The organism is Neisseria shayeganii (genome assembly GCF_014054965.1).
GTDB lineage: Bacteria > Pseudomonadota > Gammaproteobacteria > Burkholderiales > Neisseriaceae > Eikenella > Eikenella shayeganii.
In genome coordinates, this window is sequence record NZ_CP059567.1 from 2,401,240 (window position 1) to 2,419,744 (window position 18,505).

Consider the following 18,505-nt stretch of genomic DNA (forward strand, 5'->3'; position numbering starts at 1 on the left):
CTTTTTTGTTCAGGCGCTTCCGGCGCCTGCCTGATTTCAGCCACGAAAGGAAACCTCAAACCGGTATGTCTCATCATGCTTCCGACCGCCCGATTCAGGGCCCCAAGCGTCCGCAAAGCGCCCATTTGGGCACTTTCAATACGGACGGCAATTTCTATCCGCACGGCCAGTCCGAACAGGCCGACACCCGCATCGACACATTCACTTTTTTCGGCGTGTTGCTGATTCTGCTCGGCGTCACCCTGCCGCTTCTGGTGTTTCCCGAACAGGGTGCGGCCTGGGTGGCGGCGGCCAAAAGCTTTGTAACCGATAATTTCGGCGTGGCCTATCTCGCTTTCGGCGTGCTGGCGGTGCTGTTTGTGCTTTACATCGCGTTTTCCGACATCGGCAACATCAAGCTGGGCAAGCCCGCCGACGACATCGAGTTCAAAACCGGCTCGTGGGCGGCGATGATGTTTTGCGGCGGCATCGGCGCCAGCATTCTGTATTGGGGCATTGTGGAGTGGATGTATTACTACCAGTCGCCGCCGTTTGGCTTGGAGGCCGGATCGCCGCAGGCGGTGCGCTGGGCTTCTACCTACGGCCTGTTCCACTGGGGGCCGGTGGCGTGGTCGATTTATCTGGTGCCGGCGATTCCGATTGCTTATTTTGCCCACGTGCGCAATTCGCCGGTATTGAAAGTGAGCCAGAGCCTGATGCCCTTAATCGGCGAGAAATGGGCGAAAAGCAACTGGGGCAAGCTGGTGGACATCTTTTTCGTGTTCGGCATGATCGGCGGCGGCGCCACCACGCTGGGTTTGGCTTCCCCACTGATTACCGACGGCCTCACTGCCCTTGTGGGCACGCCCAATAATATTTGGATGCAGTTGGCGGTGTTGCTGGTGACCACGCTGATTTTCGCTTACAGCGCTTATCAAGGCATGCGCGGCGGCATCCAGATGCTGTCGAATTTCAATTTCTATCTGGCGCTGGCTTTTTTGGCCTTTATTCTGCTGGCCGGGCCGACCGTGTTTATTCTGAATGTGGGCTTGGAATCGCTGGGTCGCTCACTCAGTCACCTGCCGGATATGATGACCTGGCTGGAGCCGTTTGGTGATTTTGACGAGCACGGTTTCCGCAAAACCAATTTCCCGCGCGATTGGACGGTGTTTTACTGGGCGTGGTGGCTGGTGTTTGCGCCGACCATGGGTTTGTTTATCGCCAAAATTTCCAAAGGCCGCACCATCAAGCAAATGGTGTTCGGTGCCCTCTTTTTCGGTTCGCTCGGCTGTGCCGTGTTCTTCATTATTTTGGGCAACTACGGCCTGTGGCTGCAGCTTTCAGGTAGCCATGACGTGGTGGCGGTATTGAACGAACAGGGCGCCACCGCCGCCATTTATGCCGTGCTGCACACCCTGCCGATGGCCAAATTGGCGATTGCCGTGTTTGTGGTGCTGGCCGTGATTTTCACCGCCACCACCTTCGACAGCATTTCCTATATTCTGGCCTCGGTGGTGCAGCGGGAAGTGGACGGCGAGCCGCACCGCTGGAACCGCCTGTTTTGGGCCTTTGCGCTCTGCCTGATGCCGGCCGCGCTGATGTTTCTCGGCGGCCTCTCCACCCTGCAGACCGCGTCTATTTTTGCCGGTGCGCCGCTCTTGGTGATCATGGTGCTGTTGATGCTGTCGCTGATCAAAGCCGCCCAGTACGATCTGCACTACCAGCCCGATTATTCCCTGCACACCATCCACATCGAAGAAGTGCCCGACAATGCGCCGTGGGAGAAGGGCCGCACCTCGCAGGCGCCCGAAGGTTCGGTGTTGGCGCAGCAGGCCGAATACGCCGAAATCCGCGAGCAGCAGGAACAGCTGGAACAACAACGCGACCCATCTGCCGCCCCGCCGCCGGCAGACTGACGTCCGGTCGGCCTACCACAGGCCCTGCCTCCGGCGGGGCCTGAGACCTTTGCCAAACCCCCATCTGCGGCGCATTTCTGCGTTGTGCGCTGCTCGCTCGCTTGCCTATCTTGATGATATGTCTGCACTCGCTGTGCTGCTACGCCTTGAACTGCATCCACATCTGGGGGTTTGGCAAAGGTCTCGGCCTGTGTCTTGTCCGAATACCGCGTTCACCGCTATAGTGGGCGCATTCGGGCTACCTGAAAGCCATTATTACCAGGAATCATGATGCAGAAACTGTTTTCCCTTGTGTTTGCCGCCCTGTTGCCCTTAACCGCGGCGGCGGAATCCGCCCCCATCCAGCGTTGGCAGACCGCCGACGGCACCCGCGTGCTGTTGGTGGAACGGCACGACAACCCGATTGTGGACATCCACATCGCCTTCGACGCCGGCAGTGCGCGCGACCGTGCCGACAAAATCGGCGTGGCCGGTTTCACCGCCGCCCTGATGGACGCCGGCACCCGCCGTCTCGACGAAGAAGCCCTGCACGAGCGCGGCAGCGATTTGGCCGTCAGCCTCGGCAGCTACGGCGGCACCGAGCGTGCCGGCGTGGCCCTGCGCAGCCTGTCCAAGCCCGAAGTGCTGGCGCCCGCCGTGGCCCTGATGCGCGATATTCTGGTGGAACCGCGCTTCGACCCTGCCGTGTTGCGCCGCGAGCAAGACCGTGCCGTGGCCTCGTTGAAGCAAAACCTCACCCGCCCCGAGTATCTGAGCCACCGCGCCGCCGCCGAGCTGAACTACGGCGCCCATCCCTACGGCTTCGTCGCCCGCAGCAGCGAGCGCAGCATCCGCGCCGTCAGCGTGGCCGATATGCGCGCTTTCCACCGTCGCCACTTCACCCGCCGCAATGCAGTCATCGCGATGGTCGGCGATCTCGACCGCAGTCGCGCCGAAGCCATTGTGGCGCAGCTGACCCGCGATCTGCCGGTGGGCACCGCCCTGCCCGCCGTACCTGCGCCGACCGAGCGCAGCGGCGGCCAGCGCCATCTGCCCCACCCCGAAAGCCAAACCCACATCCGCCTCACCCTGCCGCTGATCCGCTACAACGACCCCGACTACTATCCGCTGCTGGTGGGCAACTACATCCTCGGCGGCGGCGGTTTCGACAGCCGCCTGATGCAGACCCTGCGCGACCGCCACGGCTACACCTACGGCGTGTCTTCCGACCTCGCGCCGATGCGCCAGCCCGGCCCTTTCAGCATCAGCTTCGCCACCGAAAAAGCCAATGCCCAAGCCGCCTTGGCCGCCACCCGCCAGGTGTTGGCCGATTTCATCGCCCAAGGCCCCACCGAAGCCGAGCTGGCGCAGGCCAAAGCCAATCTGGTGGGCAGTTTCCCCCTGCGTTTCGACACCAACGCCGAGCTGACCGGCTATCTGATCCAAATCGGCTTCGGCAATCTGCCCGACGATTTCCTCACCCGCTATCCCGCCGCCGTGGCCGCCGTCAGCACCGAAGACATCAGGCAGGCTTGGCAGCGCCGCCTGCAGGCGGAAAAACTGAATACCGTGACCGTCGGCGCGCCCCAGTAAAGCCGCCACCACCAACCAAACCGACAACAGGCTACCTGAAGGCTTTCAGGTAGCCTGTTTGTTTGGCAGCGGCGGCGGGAATCTGTTTTCCCGCTTTGTCATGCTGCTGCAACAATTGTTGCCTACACTGCCGCCGTCTTCTCTGCAGCCCCGGCTGCGCAACCGTTTCACGAAAGGCGGCTTTTTCATGGACACCCTGCAATCCGACAGACTTAGGCAACAAGGCCTGTACGACCGGCTGTTTGTCGGCACCACGCGGCTGTTTGCGCTGTTGGTGCTGGCCAGCTTGGGCGGAATTCTGATTTCGCTGGTGCTGGGCGCGCTGCCGAGCATGCGCACCTTCGGCCTGGGTTTTTTCACCTCTTCCGATTGGGACACGGTGCAGGGCAGCTACGGCGCCTTGGCGCCGGTGTATGGCACGCTGGCCACTTCGGCGATTGCGCTCTTGATTGCGGTGCCGGTGAGCTTCGGCATCGCGGTGTTCCTCACCGAATTGTGCCCGCTGTGGCTGCGGCGGCCCTTGGGCATCTGCGTGGAATTGCTGGCGGGGATTCCGTCGATTATTTACGGCATGTGGGGCCTGTTTGTGTTTGCGCCGGTGTTTTCCGAATACATCCAGCCGTTTTTTATCCAAACCTTCGGCCGCCTGCCGCTGGTGGGTGTGCTGTTTCAGGGCGCGCCGATGGGCATCGGCCTGTTTGCCGCCGGCCTGATTCTGGCGGTCATGATCATCCCGTTCATCGCTTCGGTGATGCGCGATGTGTTTGAAATCACGCCGGTGATGTTGAAGGAATCCGCCTACGGCCTGGGCAGCACCAAATGGGAAGTGGTGCGCCATGTGGTGCTGCCCTACACCAAAACCGGCGTGGTGGGCGGCATCATTCTCGGCTTGGGGCGCGCCTTGGGCGAAACCATGGCGGTGACTTTTGTGATCGGCAATACCTTCAACATCAGCCCCAGCCTCTACCACTCGGGGGTGTCGATTACTTCGGCGCTGGCCAACGAATTTGCCGAAGCGGTGGATCCGCTGCACCTGTCTTCGCTGCTGTATCTGGGCCTGATTCTGTTTGTGATTACCTTTGTGGTGCTGTGTATTGCCAAACTGATGCTGCTGCAGATGCAGCGCAACGAAGGGCGGCGGCATTGAGGCTACCTGAAAGCCGCCTGCCCGAAACAAGGATAACCCGATGCAAAAAACCTTCAGCAACTCCGTTTACCGCCGCCGTCGCCTGTTCAACCGTTTTCATTTGAGCATGGCCTGGCTGACCATGGCCTTCGGCCTGTTTTGGCTGGGCTGGATTTTCCACACCCTGTTTTACCAAGGTTTCAGCGGCTTGGGCACGGAGATTTTCCGCTTGGATACGCCGCCGCCGGGCATGGCAGGCGGCCTGCGCAACGCCATTTGGGGCAGTCTGCTGATTACCCTGTTCGGCCTGTTCATCGGCACGCCGGTGGGCATTTTGTGCGGCATTTTTCTGGCCGAATTCGGCCGCCGCAGCAAGCTGGCTGCCGCCACCCGTTTTATGAACGACATCCTGCTCTCCGCGCCCTCGATAGTGATCGGCCTGTTTGTGTACGGGCTGGTGGTGGTGCAGCAGGGGCATTTTTCCGGCTGGGCGGGCGCGCTGGCGCTTTCGCTGCTGGTGGTGCCGGTGGTGGTGCGCACCACCGAAAACATGTTGCGGTTGGTGCCCGACAGCCTGCGCGAAGCGGCTTATGCCTTGGGCACGCCAAAATGGAAGCTGGTGAGCATGGTCACCCTGCGTGCGGCCAAAGCCGGCGTACTCACCGGCGTGCTGCTGGCCTTCGCCCGCATTTCCGGCGAAACCGCACCGCTGCTGTTTACCGCGCTGAACAACCAGTTTTTCAGCACCGACATGAACCAGCCGATGGCCAATCTGCCCAATGTGATCTACCAGTTTGCCATGTCGCCCTACGAAGACTGGCACAGCCTGGCCTGGGCCGCCGCCCTGCTGATTGCGCTCACGGTGTTGGCCGCCAACATCGCCGCCCGTGTGCTGGGGCGCAACAAACACTAAACCCTGTGCAGGCCGACCGCCTGAGGCTACCTGAAAACCGTTTCGAGGAAAGATTTTTATGTTCACGCCCAAAATCAGCGTCCGCCACTTCCATTTCCACTACGGCCGCTTTCACGCGCTGAAAAATATTTGTTTGGATATTCCCGCCAACCGGGTCACCGCCTTTATCGGCCCTTCCGGCTGCGGCAAATCCACCCTGCTGCGCACCTTCAACCGCATGTACGACCTTTATCCCGATATGAAGGCCGAAGGCGAATTGCTGCTCGACGGGCAAAACATTCTCGATAAAAACGTGGACCTCAACCTGCTGCGCGCCAAGGTGGGCATGGTGTTCCAAAAACCGACGCCCTTTCCGATGAGCATTTACGACAACGTTACCTTCGGCGTGAAACTCTACGAAAAACTCGGCAAAAGCGATTTGGACGACCGCGTGGAGTGGGCACTAAAAAAGGCCGCGCTGTGGGGCGAAGTGAAAGACAAGCTCAAACAGTCGGGCCATTCGCTCTCCGGCGGCCAGCAGCAGCGGCTGTGTATCGCCCGCGCCGTGGCCTGCAAACCCGAAGTGCTGCTCTTGGACGAGCCCACTTCCGCGCTGGATCCGATTTCCACCGCCCACATCGAAGAATTGGTGAGCGAGCTGAAAAACGACTACACCATCGCCATCGTTACCCACAATATGCAGCAGGCCGCCCGCGTGTCGGACTTCACCGCCTATATGTATCTGGGCGAATTGGTCGAAGTGGGCGACACCAAGCAGGTGTTTACCAAACCGCAGCGCCAAGCCACCGAAGATTACATCACCGGCAAGTTCGGTTAAACTGCCGCCTGCCCTGTTGGAGGAGCCATCATGCCGCAAGCCCATATCCTGCTGGTTGAAGACGAAGCCGCCATCACCGCCCTGATCCGCTTCACGCTGGAGCAGGCCGGTTTCCGCGTCAGCTGCGTGGAGAGCGTGGAAGCCGCCAAGCCTCTGATTGCCGAAGAATTGCCCGATGTGGTGCTGCTGGATTGGATGCTGCCCGGCCTCTCCGGCGTGGATTTCGCCAAACAGCTGCGTCGCGACCCCCGCAGCCGCGAGCTGCCGCTGATTCTGCTCACCGCCCGCGGCGAAGAAGCCGACAAAGAGCTGGGCTTGAACCAAGGGGCGGACGACTACATCACCAAACCGTTTTCCCCCCGCGAGCTGGTGGCCCGCATCAACGCCCTCCTGCGCCGCCGCGCACCGCAAAAAACGCAGGAGCAGATACGGGTCGGCCATTTGCTGCTCGACCCCGCCGAACAGCGCGTGTCCGCCCGCGGCGAAATCTTGCCTTTCGGCCCCACCGAATTCCGTCTGCTGCATTTTTTCATGACCCATCCCGACCGCGTGTACAGCCGCCGCCAGCTTTTGGACTGGGTGTGGGGCGACCATGTGTTTTTGGAAGAACGCACGGTGGACGTGCACATCCGCCGCCTGCGCCTCAGCCTCGAGCCGGGCGGTTGCGACGGCTGGGTGCAGACCGTGCGCGGCAGCGGCTACCGTTTCTCCGCCACCGATGCCTGACTTCCCAGGCTACCTGAAACCCGCCGCCATGACCCCCTTGCGAAGCCATTTGGCCGATTTGCTCCTCACCCTGCTCACCGCCGCCGGCGTGGGCTGGGTGGCGGGCGGCCTCACCGGCCTGTTGGCCGCCCTCACGCTGGTGTTGGCCGTGTGGTTGTGGCGGCATCTGCTGTATCTGCAAAAGCTGCGCCGCTGGCTGGCCAGCCCCAAACTGCGGCGGATTCCCGAAGGCCGGGGCATTTGGCAGGATGTGTTCGACACCCTGCTGGCGCAGGCCAAAAGCCGCAAAAAGCGCAAACAGCAGCTGGCCTCCGCCCTGCAGCGCTTCAACCGCGCCGCCGAAACCATGCCCAACGGCGTGATGATTCTGGATCGCGACGGCCGCATCGAATGGATGAACCGCCTTGCCGCCGAGCACCTCAATCTGGAGGAGGGCGACCGCGGCGGAATACTCGGCAACCTGATCCGCGCCCCCGAATTCCACCGCTTCCTGAATGCCCCGGCCGAAGAGAGCCGGCCGCTCAAACTCTCCCTGCCTGACGCCCGCCAACGCCCGCGCACCCTCGCGCTCACCCGCACCCCGTTTGAAAACGGCGCCGACCTGCTCATCAGCCAAGACATCAGCGCCGCCGAACAGCTCAATGCCACCCGCACCGCCTTCGTGGCCAATGTGTCGCACGAACTGCGCACCCCGCTCACCGTCATCAACGGCTTTCTCGAAACCTTGGCCGACATGCCCGATTTGCCGCGCGAGCAGCAGCAGGCATTCATCGCCCTGATGCGCAAAGAGGGCGAGCGTATGCTCCACCTTCTGGCCGACCTGCTCACCCTCTCGCGGCTGGAAAGCCGCACCGCCGGCAGCGCCGAATACCGGCCGCTGGATCTGTCCGCCCTCTGTTTTCAGGTAGCCGAAGCAGCCCGCGCCCTGTCGCAGGGGCAGCACGCCATTGAAGCCGACATTGCGCCCGGCCTCATCATGCAGGGCATACAGGCAGACCTCTACAGCGCCCTGAGCAACTTGGCCTTCAATGCCGTGCGCTACACGCCCGCCGGCGGCCGCATCCAGATTGTTTTGGCGGCGGAGGGCGGCACTCTGCCGCCGCAGGCCCGTTTCAGCATCCGCGACAGCGGCCCCGGCATCGCGCCCGAACACCTGCCGCGCCTCACCGAACGCTTCTACCGCGTCGATCCCGGCCGCAGCCGCCAAAGCGGCGGTACCGGCCTCGGACTGGCCATCACCAAACACGCTTTGGCCGAACACAACACCCGGCTGGAAATCGACAGCACCGTCGGCGTGGGCAGCACCTTTTCCGTGCGCCTCGACCTGGCCGGGCCGGATACCGAAGGCAGCGGCCCGGTTGAAGCGTGAAGCATGACGCGCCGGCACGGACAAACAGACAGGCTACCTGAAACGCAGCAATAGCGTGTTTCAGGTAGCCTAAACTTCGACGGCGGGTGAAATCGGTTAAGATGATGGTTGTGTGCAACGGCATCAAAAGGGACAACCATGCAAAGCATTGTGGTGCTCAGCGGCGCCGGCATCAGCGCCGACAGCGGACTAAAAACTTTTCGCGACAGCGACGGCCTGTGGGAAGGGCATCGGGTGGAACAAGTGGCCACGCCCGAGGCCTTTGCCCGCGATCCGCAGCTGGTGTTGGATTTTTATAACGCGCGCCGCCGCCAGCTGGTGCAGGCCCGCCCCAACGCCGCCCATCTGGCTTTGGCCGAGCTGCAGGCGCATTACGATGTGCGCATCGTCACCCAAAACGTGGACAATCTGCACGAGCGCGCCGGCAGCCGCCAGGTACTGCACCTGCACGGCGAGCTCACCAAGTTGCGCAGCAGCGTGGATGAGCGCTATGTGATCGACTGGCAAGGCGACCAAACCCTGGCCGATGCCGACCCGCATGGTCATCCGCTGCGCCCGCACATTGTCTGGTTCGGCGAGCCGGTGCCGCTGATCGAGACGGCGGCAGCGTGGGTGGCGCAGGCCGACAAGGTGTTGGTGGTGGGCACTTCGATGAAGGTGTATCCCGCCGCCGGCCTGCTCGAATATGTGCGCGATGGCGCCGAATGCTTTTTGGTGGATCCGCGCCCGCCGGCCGGTTTGCGGGGGGTGGAAGTGTTGGCGGCCAAAGCCAAAGACGGCGTGCCCGAATTGGTGCGCCGCCTGATTGGGGCCGGTTGAAAGGGCTGGCCGCCATGAGGCGGGTGGGCGGCCTCCCTGCCGTAGGCGGTTGCGGGCTTTGCTTTGATGCCGGATAATCGCGCCCCGAAGACCAATTCTGAAGAAATAATGATGCCGAATCAAAGCAATGCAGGCCTGCTGCGGGGGCTAAACGCCGAACAGCTGGCGGCGGTTACTTGGCCGCCGCAATCCGTTTTGGTGTTGGCCGGCGCCGGCAGCGGCAAAACCCGCGTGCTCACCACCCGCATCGCCTGGCTGCTGCAAACCGGCCAGGCCAGCGTGCATTCCATCATGGCGGTTACCTTTACCAATAAAGCCGCCAAAGAGATGCAAACCCGCCTCGGCGCCATGCTGCCGGTAAACGTGCGCGCCATGTGGCTGGGCACTTTCCACGGCCTGTGCCACCGCTTTTTACGCCTGCATTACCGCGAAGCCGGCCTGCCCGCTTCTTTCCAGATTCTCGACACGTCCGACCAGCTCTCGCTGATCAAACGCCTGCTCAAAAACCTGAACATCGCCGAAGAAATCATCGCCCCGCGCACCCTGCAGGGCTTCATCAACGCGCAAAAAGACGCCGGTCTGCGTGCAGAACGGCTGGAGGCGGTTACCCCGCAAGAAAAACGGCTCATCGAATGCTATGCCGCCTACGACCGCCTCTGCCGGCAGGAAGGCGTGGTGGATTTTGCCGAACTGATGCTGAAAAGCTACGAAATCCTCAGCGAAAACGAGGTGCTGCGCCGCCACTACCAAAGCCGCTTCAACCATATTCTGGTGGACGAATTCCAAGACACCAACAAGCTGCAATACGCTTGGCTGAAGCTGATGGCCGGCGAGCAGGCCGCCGTGTTTGCCGTGGGCGACGACGACCAAAGCATCTACCGCTTCCGCGGCGCCCATGTGGGCAATATGCAGGCCTTTATGCAGGCTTTTCAGGTAGCCGAACCGCTCAAACTGGAGCAAAACTACCGCTCGGTGGGCAATATTCTCGCCGCCGCCAACGCCGTCATTGAAAACAACGCCGAGCGTTTGGGCAAAGACCTGCGCACCGATGCCGAAAGCGGCGAAAAAATCCGCTTCCTTTCCGCCTTCAGCGACCAAGACGAGGCCCGCTTCGTGGTGGCCGAAACCCAGGCGCTGGCCAAAGAAGGGTTGCCGCTCGACCACATCGCCGTGCTCTACCGCAGCAACGCCCAGTCGCGCGTGTTGGAGCAAGCCTTTTTCCAAGCCGGCATCGCCTACAAAATCTACGGTGGCCTGCGCTTTTATGAACGCCAGGAAATCAAACACGCGCTGGCCTACCTGCGTTTGGCGGTCAATCCCCACGACGACAATGCCCTGCTGCGCGTGATCAATATGCCCACCCGCGGTATCGGCAGCCGCACCGTGGAAAACATCCAGCAACTTGCCGCCGCCGAAGGCGGCTCGCTGTGGCAGGCCGCCTGCACCGTGGGCGCCAAAAACGGCAAAGTGGCCGCTTTCGTGCGCCTCATCGAAGCCCTGCAACAGCAGGCCGCCTGCCTCAGCCTGCCCGAAACAATGGCCGCCGCCGTGAAAGACAGCGGCCTGTTCGCCCACTACCAAAGCCAAAAAGGCGACCAGCAAGACCGCCTCGACAACTTGGAAGAGCTGATCCACGCCGCCATCGCCTTCCGCCCGGAAGACAGCCAGTTCGAAACCCTGCCCGCCGATGCGGCCGCACAGCCCACCTGGCCGATTCTGGCCTTTCTGAGCAATGCCGCGCTCGAATCGGGCGAAAACCAGGCCGCGTCCGGCGAAGCTGCGGTGCAGCTGATGACCGTGCACGCCGCCAAAGGCTTGGAATTCGACGCCGTCTTTCTCACCGGCATGGAAGAAGGCCGTTTCCCCAGCGAACTCAGCCTGGCCGAACGCGGCGGGCTGGAGGAAGAACGGCGGCTGATGTATGTGGCCATCACCCGCGCCCGCCGGCGGCTGTATTTGAGTATGGCGCAGCAGCGCCTGCTGCACGGCCAAACCCATTTCGGCATTCCTTCGCGCTTTGTGGACGAAATCCCTGCCGAGCTGCTGCATTACCTGTCGGCCGCGCCTGCCCGCCAACACACGGCCGCACCTGCCGTTTCCAGTCGCCGCCAGGAAGCCCCTGTCCCTGCTGAGGCCGAATTCGACGGTTTCCGCATCGGCCAAAACGTGCGCCACGCCAAATTCGGCACCGGTGTCATCATCGACGGCGTGCAGAAAAGCGGCAGCGCCCGCCTCACCATCAACTTCGGCAAGCAGGGCATCAAAGAGCTGGACACCCAGTTTGCCAAATTGGAAGTGCTGTCGGCTTAAACAGCCGCCTAGTTCTCAGAGCAAGATTCAAGGCTACCTGAAAGCGTTTCAGGTAGCCTTTGTCGTTACGGCATGAAAGTGCAGTTATGGCTTTTTAATGAAGAGGCTGAGACCTTTGCAAAACCCCCTGATGTGGATGCAGTTCAAGGCGTAGCAGCGCAGCGAGCGTGAACGTCAGGAATCCCTGTGGGACAGACATATCATACAGATAGGCAAGTGAGCGAGCAGTACCCATAGGGCATAAACGCACAACGCAGAAATGCGCCGCAGATGGGGGTTTTGAAAAAGTCTCAGCCTGAGTGCTTCAATCCGGCAGGCGGCCTAAAGTGACGCGGTCCAGTCCCGCCAAATCGGGCAGGGTGGCCACGTCTTGAAACCGATTTTCCGTCAGAATGCCGCGCACGGCCGGGCCTTGGTTCCAGCCGTGTTCCAGCATCAGCCAGCCGCCGGCTTTGAGGTGGCGGGCGGCGCCGGCGGCCAGGGTGCGGATGTGGGCGAGGCCGTCGCCGAAATCGGTGAGCGCGGCGGCAGGCTCGAAGCGTAGGTCGCCCTGTTGCAAATGCGGGTCGTCCTGCTCGATATAGGGTGGGTTGGAGAGCAGAATATCGAAGTGTCCGGCGGCGGCCGGCTGTGCCTCAAACCAGGAGCCGCAGGCAAATTCGATACGGGCGCCGAGCGCCTTGGCATTTTCCTGCGCCACCGCCAGGGCTTCGCGGCTGAGGTCGGAGGCGCGCACGGCGGCATCGGGCCGTTCCAGCGCCACGCTCACCGCCAGCGCGCCGCTGCCGGTGCCCAAATCCCACACGCGGCCGCCGGCCGGCAGGCGTTCAAGCGCGGCTTCCAGCAGGTGTTCGGTTTCGGGGCGGGGAATCAGCACCGCGGGCGAGACGCGGAAACGGCGGCCGTAAAATTCGCGCCAGCCGAGCAGATAGGCCAGCGGTTCGCCGTTTTGCCGCCGCTGCGCCAGCGCGTTCAAATCGGCCCATTGCGCCGCCGGCACGGTTTCGCCACCGCGGCTGATGAGCTGGGCATGGCTGAGGCCGCAGCAGGCTTGCAGCAGCAAGCGGCCTTCCAAACGCGGCAGGCCGCTTTGGCGCAGCCATTGTTCGTAAGTGAGGGGGGAAGTGTGGAACATGATGTTTCGCTGGGTGTTTCAGGTAGCCTGCTGCGGCGACGTGAAAGAATTATGCTATAATCACGGATTAATTGATAGATTAGGTAAATAATGACCCGTACACTTATCCACTTTTTCCGTTCCGAGCCGGCTGCCGGCATTGTGTTGATGTTGGCCGCGCTGGCCGGAATTATAACGGCCAACTCCGCCTATGCGCCGCAATATTTCGGCGCCTTGTCGTCTTATGTGGCCGGCCTGAGCGTGGCGCACTGGATCAACGACGGCCTGATGGCGGTGTTTTTTCTGTTTGTTGGCTTGGAAGTGAAACGCGAGCTGTTGGAAGGCGAGCTCGACAGCCACGCCAAACGCTTTCTGCCGGCCGTAGCGGCGGCCGGCGGCCTGCTGGTGCCGGCCTTGGTGTATCTGCTGTTCAACACTTCGGGCGAGGCAGCCCAAGGCTGGGCGGCGCCGGCGGCCACCGATATTGCGTTTGCCTTGGGCGTGCTGGCGATTCTCGGCAGCCGTGTGCCGGCTTCGCTGAAAATCTTCCTCACGGCTTTGGCGATTATGGACGACTTGGCGGTGATTGTGATCATCGCGCTGTTTTACACCGATCAAATCGCCATGCTGTATTTGGGTTTGGCGGCGCTGGTGTTGGCGGCCTTGTTTGTGCTCAACCGCAAAGGTGTGTTGCGCAGTGCGCCGTATTTGGTATTGGGCAGCCTGCTGTGGTTTTTCTTCCTCAAATCGGGCATCCACGCCACGCTGGCCGGCGTGCTGTTGGCCTTCACCATTCCGCTGCGTGTATTGGATACGGTGGAAGAAGCGCCGCTGCTGAAATGGGAACACGCTTTGGACAACTGGGTGTCGTTTTTGGTGGTGCCCGTATTCGGTTTTGCCAATGCCGGGGTGTCGTTTGCCGGCTTCGAATGGTCGGTGCTGCTCTCGCCTGTGGTATTGGGCATTGCCGCCGGCTTGTTTGTGGGCAAGCAATTGGGCGTGTTCAGCGCGGTGTGGCTGGCGGTGAAGCTGGGCTGGGCCAAACTGCCGGAAGGCGCTTCTTGGCTGCAGCTTTACGGCGTGGCGCTGCTGTGCGGCATCGGTTTTACCATGAGTTTGTTCATCAGCCTGCTGGCGTTTGATCTGCCCGTCATGCAGGATCAGGCCAAAATCGGCGTTTTCGTCGGTTCCGGTTTGGCTGCGGTATTGGGTTTCGCCGTACTCTGGGCCGCCGGCCGCAAAACTGCTGCAAGCTGATGACGGCAGAATAGGATACAGGCTACCTGAAAGCGTTTCAGGTAGCCTTTCTGCTAAAATGCAGGTTCACAACCAGCACACACATTCATCTGACACAAGGAATCCCCATGAATCCGGAAACTTTGCGCGCCGCTTTAGAAGCGGTGCCGCTGCCCGACAGCCGCCTGAGCATCGGCAGCGAAAAAGCGCTCAAACAGCTGGCGGTGGACAACGGCACGCTGCAAATCGGCCTGCAGTTCGGCCTGCCGGTGGCCCACCTTGCACCGGCTTTAGAGCAAACGGTGGCCGAAGCCGTGACCGCAGCCGGTTGGAACGGCCCGCTAAACATCCAAATTGGCAGCCGGATTGAGGCCCATCAGGTGCAGCCGGGCATGCGCACCTTGGCCGGTGTGAAAAATATAGTCGCCGTGGCTTCGGGCAAAGGCGGCGTGGGCAAATCCACCACCTCGGCCAATCTGGCGGTGGCCATGCAGCGCATGGGCGCGCGCGTGGGCGTGCTGGATGCCGACCTCTACGGCCCCAGCCAGCCGACCATGCTCGGTGTGGCGGGACAAACCCCCGCCCAGCAAAACGGCCGTTTCCTGCCCGTGCGCTCGCCGGAAGGCATCCAAGTGATGTCGATCGGCTTTCTGGTCGACACCGACCAGGCCGTGGTATGGCGTGGGCCGATGGTCAGCCAGGCGCTGCAACAGCTGCTTTTTCAAAGCGAGTGGGACGGGGTGGACTATCTGTTTATCGACCTGCCGCCTGGCACCGGCGACATCCAGCTGACCTTGTCGCAGAAAATTCCGGTGACCGGCGCGGTGGTGGTGACCACCCCGCAAGACATCGCCCTGATTGACGCCCGCAAGGCGGTGGACATGTTCCGCAAGGTGAATATTCCGATTTTCGGCGTGCTGGAAAATATGTCGGTGCACATCTGCAGCCGCTGCGGCCATCAGGAAGCCCTGTTCGGCCAAGACGGCGGCAAGGCGTTGGCAGAACAGCTCAACGTGCCGCTGCTGGGCCAGCTGCCCTTGAGCCTGCCGGTGCGCGAAGCCATGGATACAGGCCAAGCCGCCGCGCTGCAGGCCGCCCACCCCGCGATTGCCGATGTTTACACCGCCGCCGCCTGGCAGGTGGCGCAGGCCGTGGCCGCCAAAGGGCGCGATTTCAGCAGCCGCTTCCCCAAAATCGTGGTGGAATAGCCCGCCCCGCCGGCAACAAACTTTGTTATACAATAGCGCTCCCGTTTTCCAGTCAAACCGCGGAGCGCTTTTATGTCTGTCTACGATCCGAACAATATCTTCGCCAAAATCCTGCGCGGCGAAATCCCCAACCACACCGTTTACGAAGACGAGCACACGCTGGCCTTTATGGACGTGATGCCGCAGGCGCGCGGCCATGTGCTGGTGATTCCGAAAACCGCCGCTGTCGAGCTTTCCGACCTGCCGCTGGACGCCGCCCGCGCCGTGATGGCCACCGCCCAGAAAGTGATGGCGGCGCAGCGTAAAGTGCTGCAGCGGCAGGGCATCGTGCAGATGCAGCTCAACCACGCCCAAGCCGGCCAAAGCGTGTTCCACTACCACCTGCACCTGATTCCCTCCAATGTGCACGAACTGGGCCGCCACGAAGGCGGCATGGCCGATCACGCCGAACTGGCCGCGCTGGCGGCCGAGCTGCGCGCCGCGCTCTAAACCCCGCCGTCACTAATTTGGAGATTAAATTTATAGTTAAATCAATTCTCTAATTCAGAATCCCCGCTCCGCCGTCAGAAAAAACGGTAGGGCGGCGTCCAAGCTGGCAAACCGGTATGCCATGGCGAGCCGGCTTGGTTTTTACTCCCTCTCCAATCTACGAAAGGAATTTCACGATGAAAAAAAACTCCGTTTTGGCCCTGGCCACTGCCCTGTCTGCCCTGACCGTGGGTGCGTACTCTGTCAGCCATGCGCACGGCCATCATGGCCACCACCACCCGGCCGTTGAAAAAGCACAAGAAGCGGCCTGTGGTGCCGCCAAAGCCGGCGAAGCCGCTTGCGGTGCACACAAAGCCCACGAAGCGGCCTGTGGCGCGGCCAAATCCGGTGAAGCCGCTTGCGGCGCCCATAAAGCCAGCGAAGCGGCCTGCGGTGCGGCCAAAGCGAGCGAAGCCGCTTGCGGCGCTCAAAACAAAGCCGGTGAAGCGGCTTGCGGTGCGCACGGCAAATCCGGCGAAGCCGCCTGCGGCGCTGCCCGCTAAACGGTTTTCAGGCTACCTGAAACCGTTTCAGGTAGCCTGAGTTTTTGGCAAAACCCTTCCTCCGGCCAAACATGTCAAACAGGGATGTTTTTGCCAAAACCTCGTTTCCGCCCGGCTCCGGCCAGCGGCTCTGTCGCACCGTTTCACTTCCATGCCCCGCCTTCGGACACCCTTGATGATGCACGCCCCTACTCCGCGCCCCCTGCCCGCCGCCCGCGCCGGCTTGGGCTACCGCCGCTCCTTTGCAGAAGAACTGCTCGGCCTCGATCCGCAGCAATGCCCCATCGCCTTTCTAGAAATCGCGCCCGAAAACTGGGCCCGCATGGGCGGCGCGGCCCTGCGCCAATTTGACCAAGCGGCCGAACGCTTCCCCGTGGCCTGCCACGGCCTCTCCCTCTCCTTGGGCGGCCGTGATCCGCTCAACACCGCCCTCTTGGCCGACATCAAACGGCTGATGCACCGCTACGGCATGAGCTTTTTCTCCGAGCACCTGAGCTATTGCGGTCACGAAGGCCAGTTATACGATTTGCTGCCGCTGCCGTTTACCGGCGAGATGGTGCGGCACACTGCCGCACGCATCCGCCAGGTGCAGGACTTCCTCGGCATGCAGATTGCAGTGGAAAACACGTCTTACTATGTGCACAGCGATTTGGCCGAAATGGACGAAGTGGCCTTTTTGAATGCGGTGGCGGCCGAAGCCGACTGCGCCATCCATCTGGACATCAACAACATCTTCGTCAACCAAACCAACCATGGCCTGCTCGACGCCCGCGACTTTCTCGACCGGGTGGACGGCAAACGGGTGCGCTATCTGCACATCGCCGGCCACGAAGCGGAAGCGGAGGACTTGCTGATCGACACCCATGGCGAAACCGTGCGCGATCAGGTATGGGATTTGCTCGACTACGCCTACCGCGTGTTGCCCCAAGTGCCGCCGACCCTGCTCGAGCGCGACTTCAACTTCCCCCCGTTTGCCGAACTGTTGGCCGAAGTCGCACACATCGATGCTTTGCAACAACCCTACCGGAGTGAATATGCCGCAGCCTGATGCGGCCGCCTACCAGGCGGCACTGGCCGAATTTGTCCGCAACCCCGAACAGGCTGCGCCGCCCGGTATTTGCCCCGAACGGGCCGCCGTCTATACCCGCCTGACCCGCAACAATGTGCGCAGTCTCGTGCGCCGCTGCTTCACGGCCGCCCGCCCTTTGGCCGACGCCGAAGTGTGGGCCGACTTGGAAAACCGCTTTCTGGCCGAAGCCGCCCCCGCCAGCCCTTATTTCAGCGACATCCCCGCCCTGTTTGTCGAATACGCCCGCACCGACGGACGGCTGCCCGCCCCGCTGCTTGAGCTGATGGATTTCGAAACCGTACAGCTGGCCGCCGAAACCGCCCCGCTGTTTGACCAGGCCCCGTCAAGCTGGCGGCACGACACCCCGCTGGGCTTCTCCCCGGCCGCCTTTATCCGCCGCTATCCGGTGGATTTCATCAGCAGCGGCCTGCAAGGCTTTGCCGACCAAGCGGCAGAGGTGCTGGTGTGGCGCAACCGCCAAGATGCCGTGATGCACCGCCTGCTCGATGCCCAACTGCTGCCGCTGCTCGAACACTTCGCCGGGCAGACCGACTCCCTAAACGGCTTGCTGCAGGCGCTGGCCGAAGTGCTGCCCGATGCGGAAACCCTCCGCCCTTGGTTGGCCGAACAAGTCGATGTCTGGGTGCGGCAAGGCGTCTTGCTGCCGAAGGAGGCCGCATGACCGCCTGGAGCTGGAACGATGCCGACACCGCCGAGCTGCGCCAGAAACTGCTGCGCTTCGCCCAACTGCAGCTGCGCGATGCGCAATGGGCCGAAGACGTGGTGCAGGACACCCTGATCAAAGCTTTTACCAAGCAAGGGCAGTTCCAGGCCGCCGCCCAATGGCAAACCTGGGTGTTCGCCATTTTGAAAAACACCATTCTCGACCTGCTGCGCCAGCACAAAACCCGCCTGCAATGGCAGGTGAGCAGCGATGACGAAGAATTTATCGACGCCGTGCACGAGCAGCTGTTCGACGAAAGCGGCCACTGGACGCCCAGTGGCAGCCCGCAGGCTTGGGCCCAGCCCGAAAGCAGTCTGCAGCAGCAAGACTTCATGCGCACCCTGCACCACTGCCTGCAGGACCTGCCCGAAAACACCGCCCGCGTGTTTATGCTGCGCGAGATCATGGGTTTGGACGTGGCCGAAATCTGCGAACAAACCGGCATCAGCGCCGACAACTGTTACACTATCCTGCATCGCGCCCGCAACGGCCTGCGCCGCTGCCTGCAAAGCAACTGGTTCGACGAACAGGCCTGATGCTTTTTGATTTGCCCGCCGCCTTTCGCCCATAAAAACA

Annotated in this window: 18 protein-coding genes and 1 pseudogene; 17 read left to right on the top strand and 2 right to left on the bottom strand. The window is 61.9% G+C overall.

Translation table 11 applies throughout. From position 1 onward, the window contains the following. The first annotated feature begins 65 nt into the window (after positions 1 to 65). From H3L94_RS11785 to H3L94_RS11825, 10 genes are all read left to right on the top strand, one after another. Positions 66 to 1,895: a BCCT family transporter gene (locus tag H3L94_RS11785; protein WP_182122137.1), complete on the top strand. Its 1,830-nt coding sequence runs from the start codon at positions 66 to 68 to the stop codon at positions 1,893 to 1,895. A 49-nt stretch (positions 1,896 to 1,944) separates the two neighbouring features. Continuing rightward, complete coding sequence (locus tag H3L94_RS12755; RefSeq protein ID WP_244958773.1) at positions 1,945 to 2,166, top strand: lipoprotein signal peptidase; 222 nt, start codon at positions 1,945 to 1,947, stop codon at positions 2,164 to 2,166. Further along, positions 2,163 to 3,467, top strand: coding sequence for a M16 family metallopeptidase (locus H3L94_RS11790; protein ID WP_182122138.1), 1,305 nt, complete (start codon positions 2,163 to 2,165; stop codon positions 3,465 to 3,467). Before H3L94_RS12755 ends, H3L94_RS11790 begins: the two co-directional genes overlap by 4 nt. 187 nt (positions 3,468 to 3,654) lie before the next feature. Then, a complete protein-coding gene (gene pstC, locus H3L94_RS11795) occupies positions 3,655 to 4,614 on the top strand; it encodes a phosphate ABC transporter permease subunit PstC (protein ID WP_182122139.1) in 960 nt (319 codons plus the stop codon). A 40-nt stretch (positions 4,615 to 4,654) separates the two neighbouring features. Continuing rightward, positions 4,655 to 5,506, top strand: coding sequence for a phosphate ABC transporter permease PstA (gene pstA / locus H3L94_RS11800; RefSeq protein ID WP_182122140.1), 852 nt, complete (start codon positions 4,655 to 4,657; stop codon positions 5,504 to 5,506). Between the two features lie 58 nt (positions 5,507 to 5,564). Beyond that, positions 5,565 to 6,323 (top strand): phosphate ABC transporter ATP-binding protein PstB, encoded by a 759-nt coding sequence (pstB, locus tag H3L94_RS11805; RefSeq protein WP_182122141.1) that lies wholly within the window; start codon positions 5,565 to 5,567, stop codon positions 6,321 to 6,323. 30 nt (positions 6,324 to 6,353) lie between these two features. After that, complete coding sequence (gene phoB / locus H3L94_RS11810; RefSeq protein WP_182122142.1) at positions 6,354 to 7,049, top strand: phosphate regulon transcriptional regulator PhoB; 696 nt, start codon at positions 6,354 to 6,356, stop codon at positions 7,047 to 7,049. A 28-nt stretch (positions 7,050 to 7,077) separates the two neighbouring features. Next, the gene (gene phoR, locus H3L94_RS11815) at positions 7,078 to 8,418 is read left to right on the top strand and encodes a phosphate regulon sensor histidine kinase PhoR (RefSeq protein WP_182122143.1); all 1,341 of its coding nucleotides are present in this window, start codon (positions 7,078 to 7,080) and stop codon (positions 8,416 to 8,418) included. 138 nt (positions 8,419 to 8,556) lie between these two features. Continuing rightward, positions 8,557 to 9,237 (top strand): SIR2 family NAD-dependent protein deacylase, encoded by a 681-nt coding sequence (locus H3L94_RS11820; RefSeq protein WP_182122144.1) that lies wholly within the window; start codon positions 8,557 to 8,559, stop codon positions 9,235 to 9,237. Positions 9,238 to 9,345: 108 nt separating this feature from the next. Further along, the gene (locus tag H3L94_RS11825) at positions 9,346 to 11,547 is read left to right on the top strand and encodes a UvrD-helicase domain-containing protein (RefSeq protein WP_182122145.1); all 2,202 of its coding nucleotides are present in this window, start codon (positions 9,346 to 9,348) and stop codon (positions 11,545 to 11,547) included. 94 nt (positions 11,548 to 11,641) lie between these two features. Here the strand turns inward: H3L94_RS11825 and H3L94_RS12760 are convergent. Together H3L94_RS12760 and prmC are read right to left on the bottom strand one after the other, a co-directional pair. Beyond that, positions 11,642 to 11,841 (bottom strand): annotated as a pseudogene (locus H3L94_RS12760) (ATP-dependent exonuclease). Between the two features lie 10 nt (positions 11,842 to 11,851). Beyond that, on the bottom strand, positions 11,852 to 12,682 hold the full coding sequence (gene prmC / locus H3L94_RS11830; RefSeq protein WP_182122146.1) for a peptide chain release factor N(5)-glutamine methyltransferase: 831 nt from the start codon (positions 12,680 to 12,682) through the stop codon (positions 11,852 to 11,854). A 90-nt stretch (positions 12,683 to 12,772) separates the two neighbouring features. On the opposite strand from prmC, the gene nhaA reads away from it, so the two are divergent. The 7 genes from nhaA to H3L94_RS11865 all read left to right on the top strand — a co-directional run bounded on the left by nhaA (position 12,773) and on the right by H3L94_RS11865 (position 18,465). Further along, a complete protein-coding gene (nhaA, locus tag H3L94_RS11835) occupies positions 12,773 to 13,918 on the top strand; it encodes a Na+/H+ antiporter NhaA (RefSeq protein WP_182122147.1) in 1,146 nt (381 codons plus the stop codon). A 107-nt stretch (positions 13,919 to 14,025) separates the two neighbouring features. Beyond that, entirely contained in the window at positions 14,026 to 15,105 is a 1,080-nt protein-coding gene (apbC, locus tag H3L94_RS11840; protein WP_182122148.1) for an iron-sulfur cluster carrier protein ApbC, read from the top strand. Positions 15,106 to 15,177: 72 nt separating this feature from the next. Then, complete coding sequence (locus H3L94_RS11845; RefSeq protein ID WP_182122149.1) at positions 15,178 to 15,594, top strand: HIT family protein; 417 nt, start codon at positions 15,178 to 15,180, stop codon at positions 15,592 to 15,594. Positions 15,595 to 15,770: 176 nt separating this feature from the next. Further along, positions 15,771 to 16,136, top strand: coding sequence for a hypothetical protein (locus H3L94_RS11850; protein WP_182122150.1), 366 nt, complete (start codon positions 15,771 to 15,773; stop codon positions 16,134 to 16,136). 175 nt (positions 16,137 to 16,311) lie between these two features. After that, positions 16,312 to 17,184, top strand: coding sequence for an HvfB family MNIO-type RiPP peptide maturase (locus H3L94_RS11855; protein WP_009119259.1), 873 nt, complete (start codon positions 16,312 to 16,314; stop codon positions 17,182 to 17,184). Continuing rightward, positions 17,171 to 17,887, top strand: coding sequence for an HvfC family RiPP maturation protein (locus H3L94_RS11860; RefSeq protein WP_182122151.1), 717 nt, complete (start codon positions 17,171 to 17,173; stop codon positions 17,885 to 17,887). The genes H3L94_RS11855 and H3L94_RS11860 overlap by 14 nt, the downstream gene beginning before the upstream one ends. Then, positions 17,884 to 18,465, top strand: coding sequence for a sigma-70 family RNA polymerase sigma factor (locus H3L94_RS11865; protein WP_182122152.1), 582 nt, complete (start codon positions 17,884 to 17,886; stop codon positions 18,463 to 18,465). Before H3L94_RS11860 ends, H3L94_RS11865 begins: the two co-directional genes overlap by 4 nt. Positions 18,466 to 18,505 lie beyond the last annotated feature (40 nt).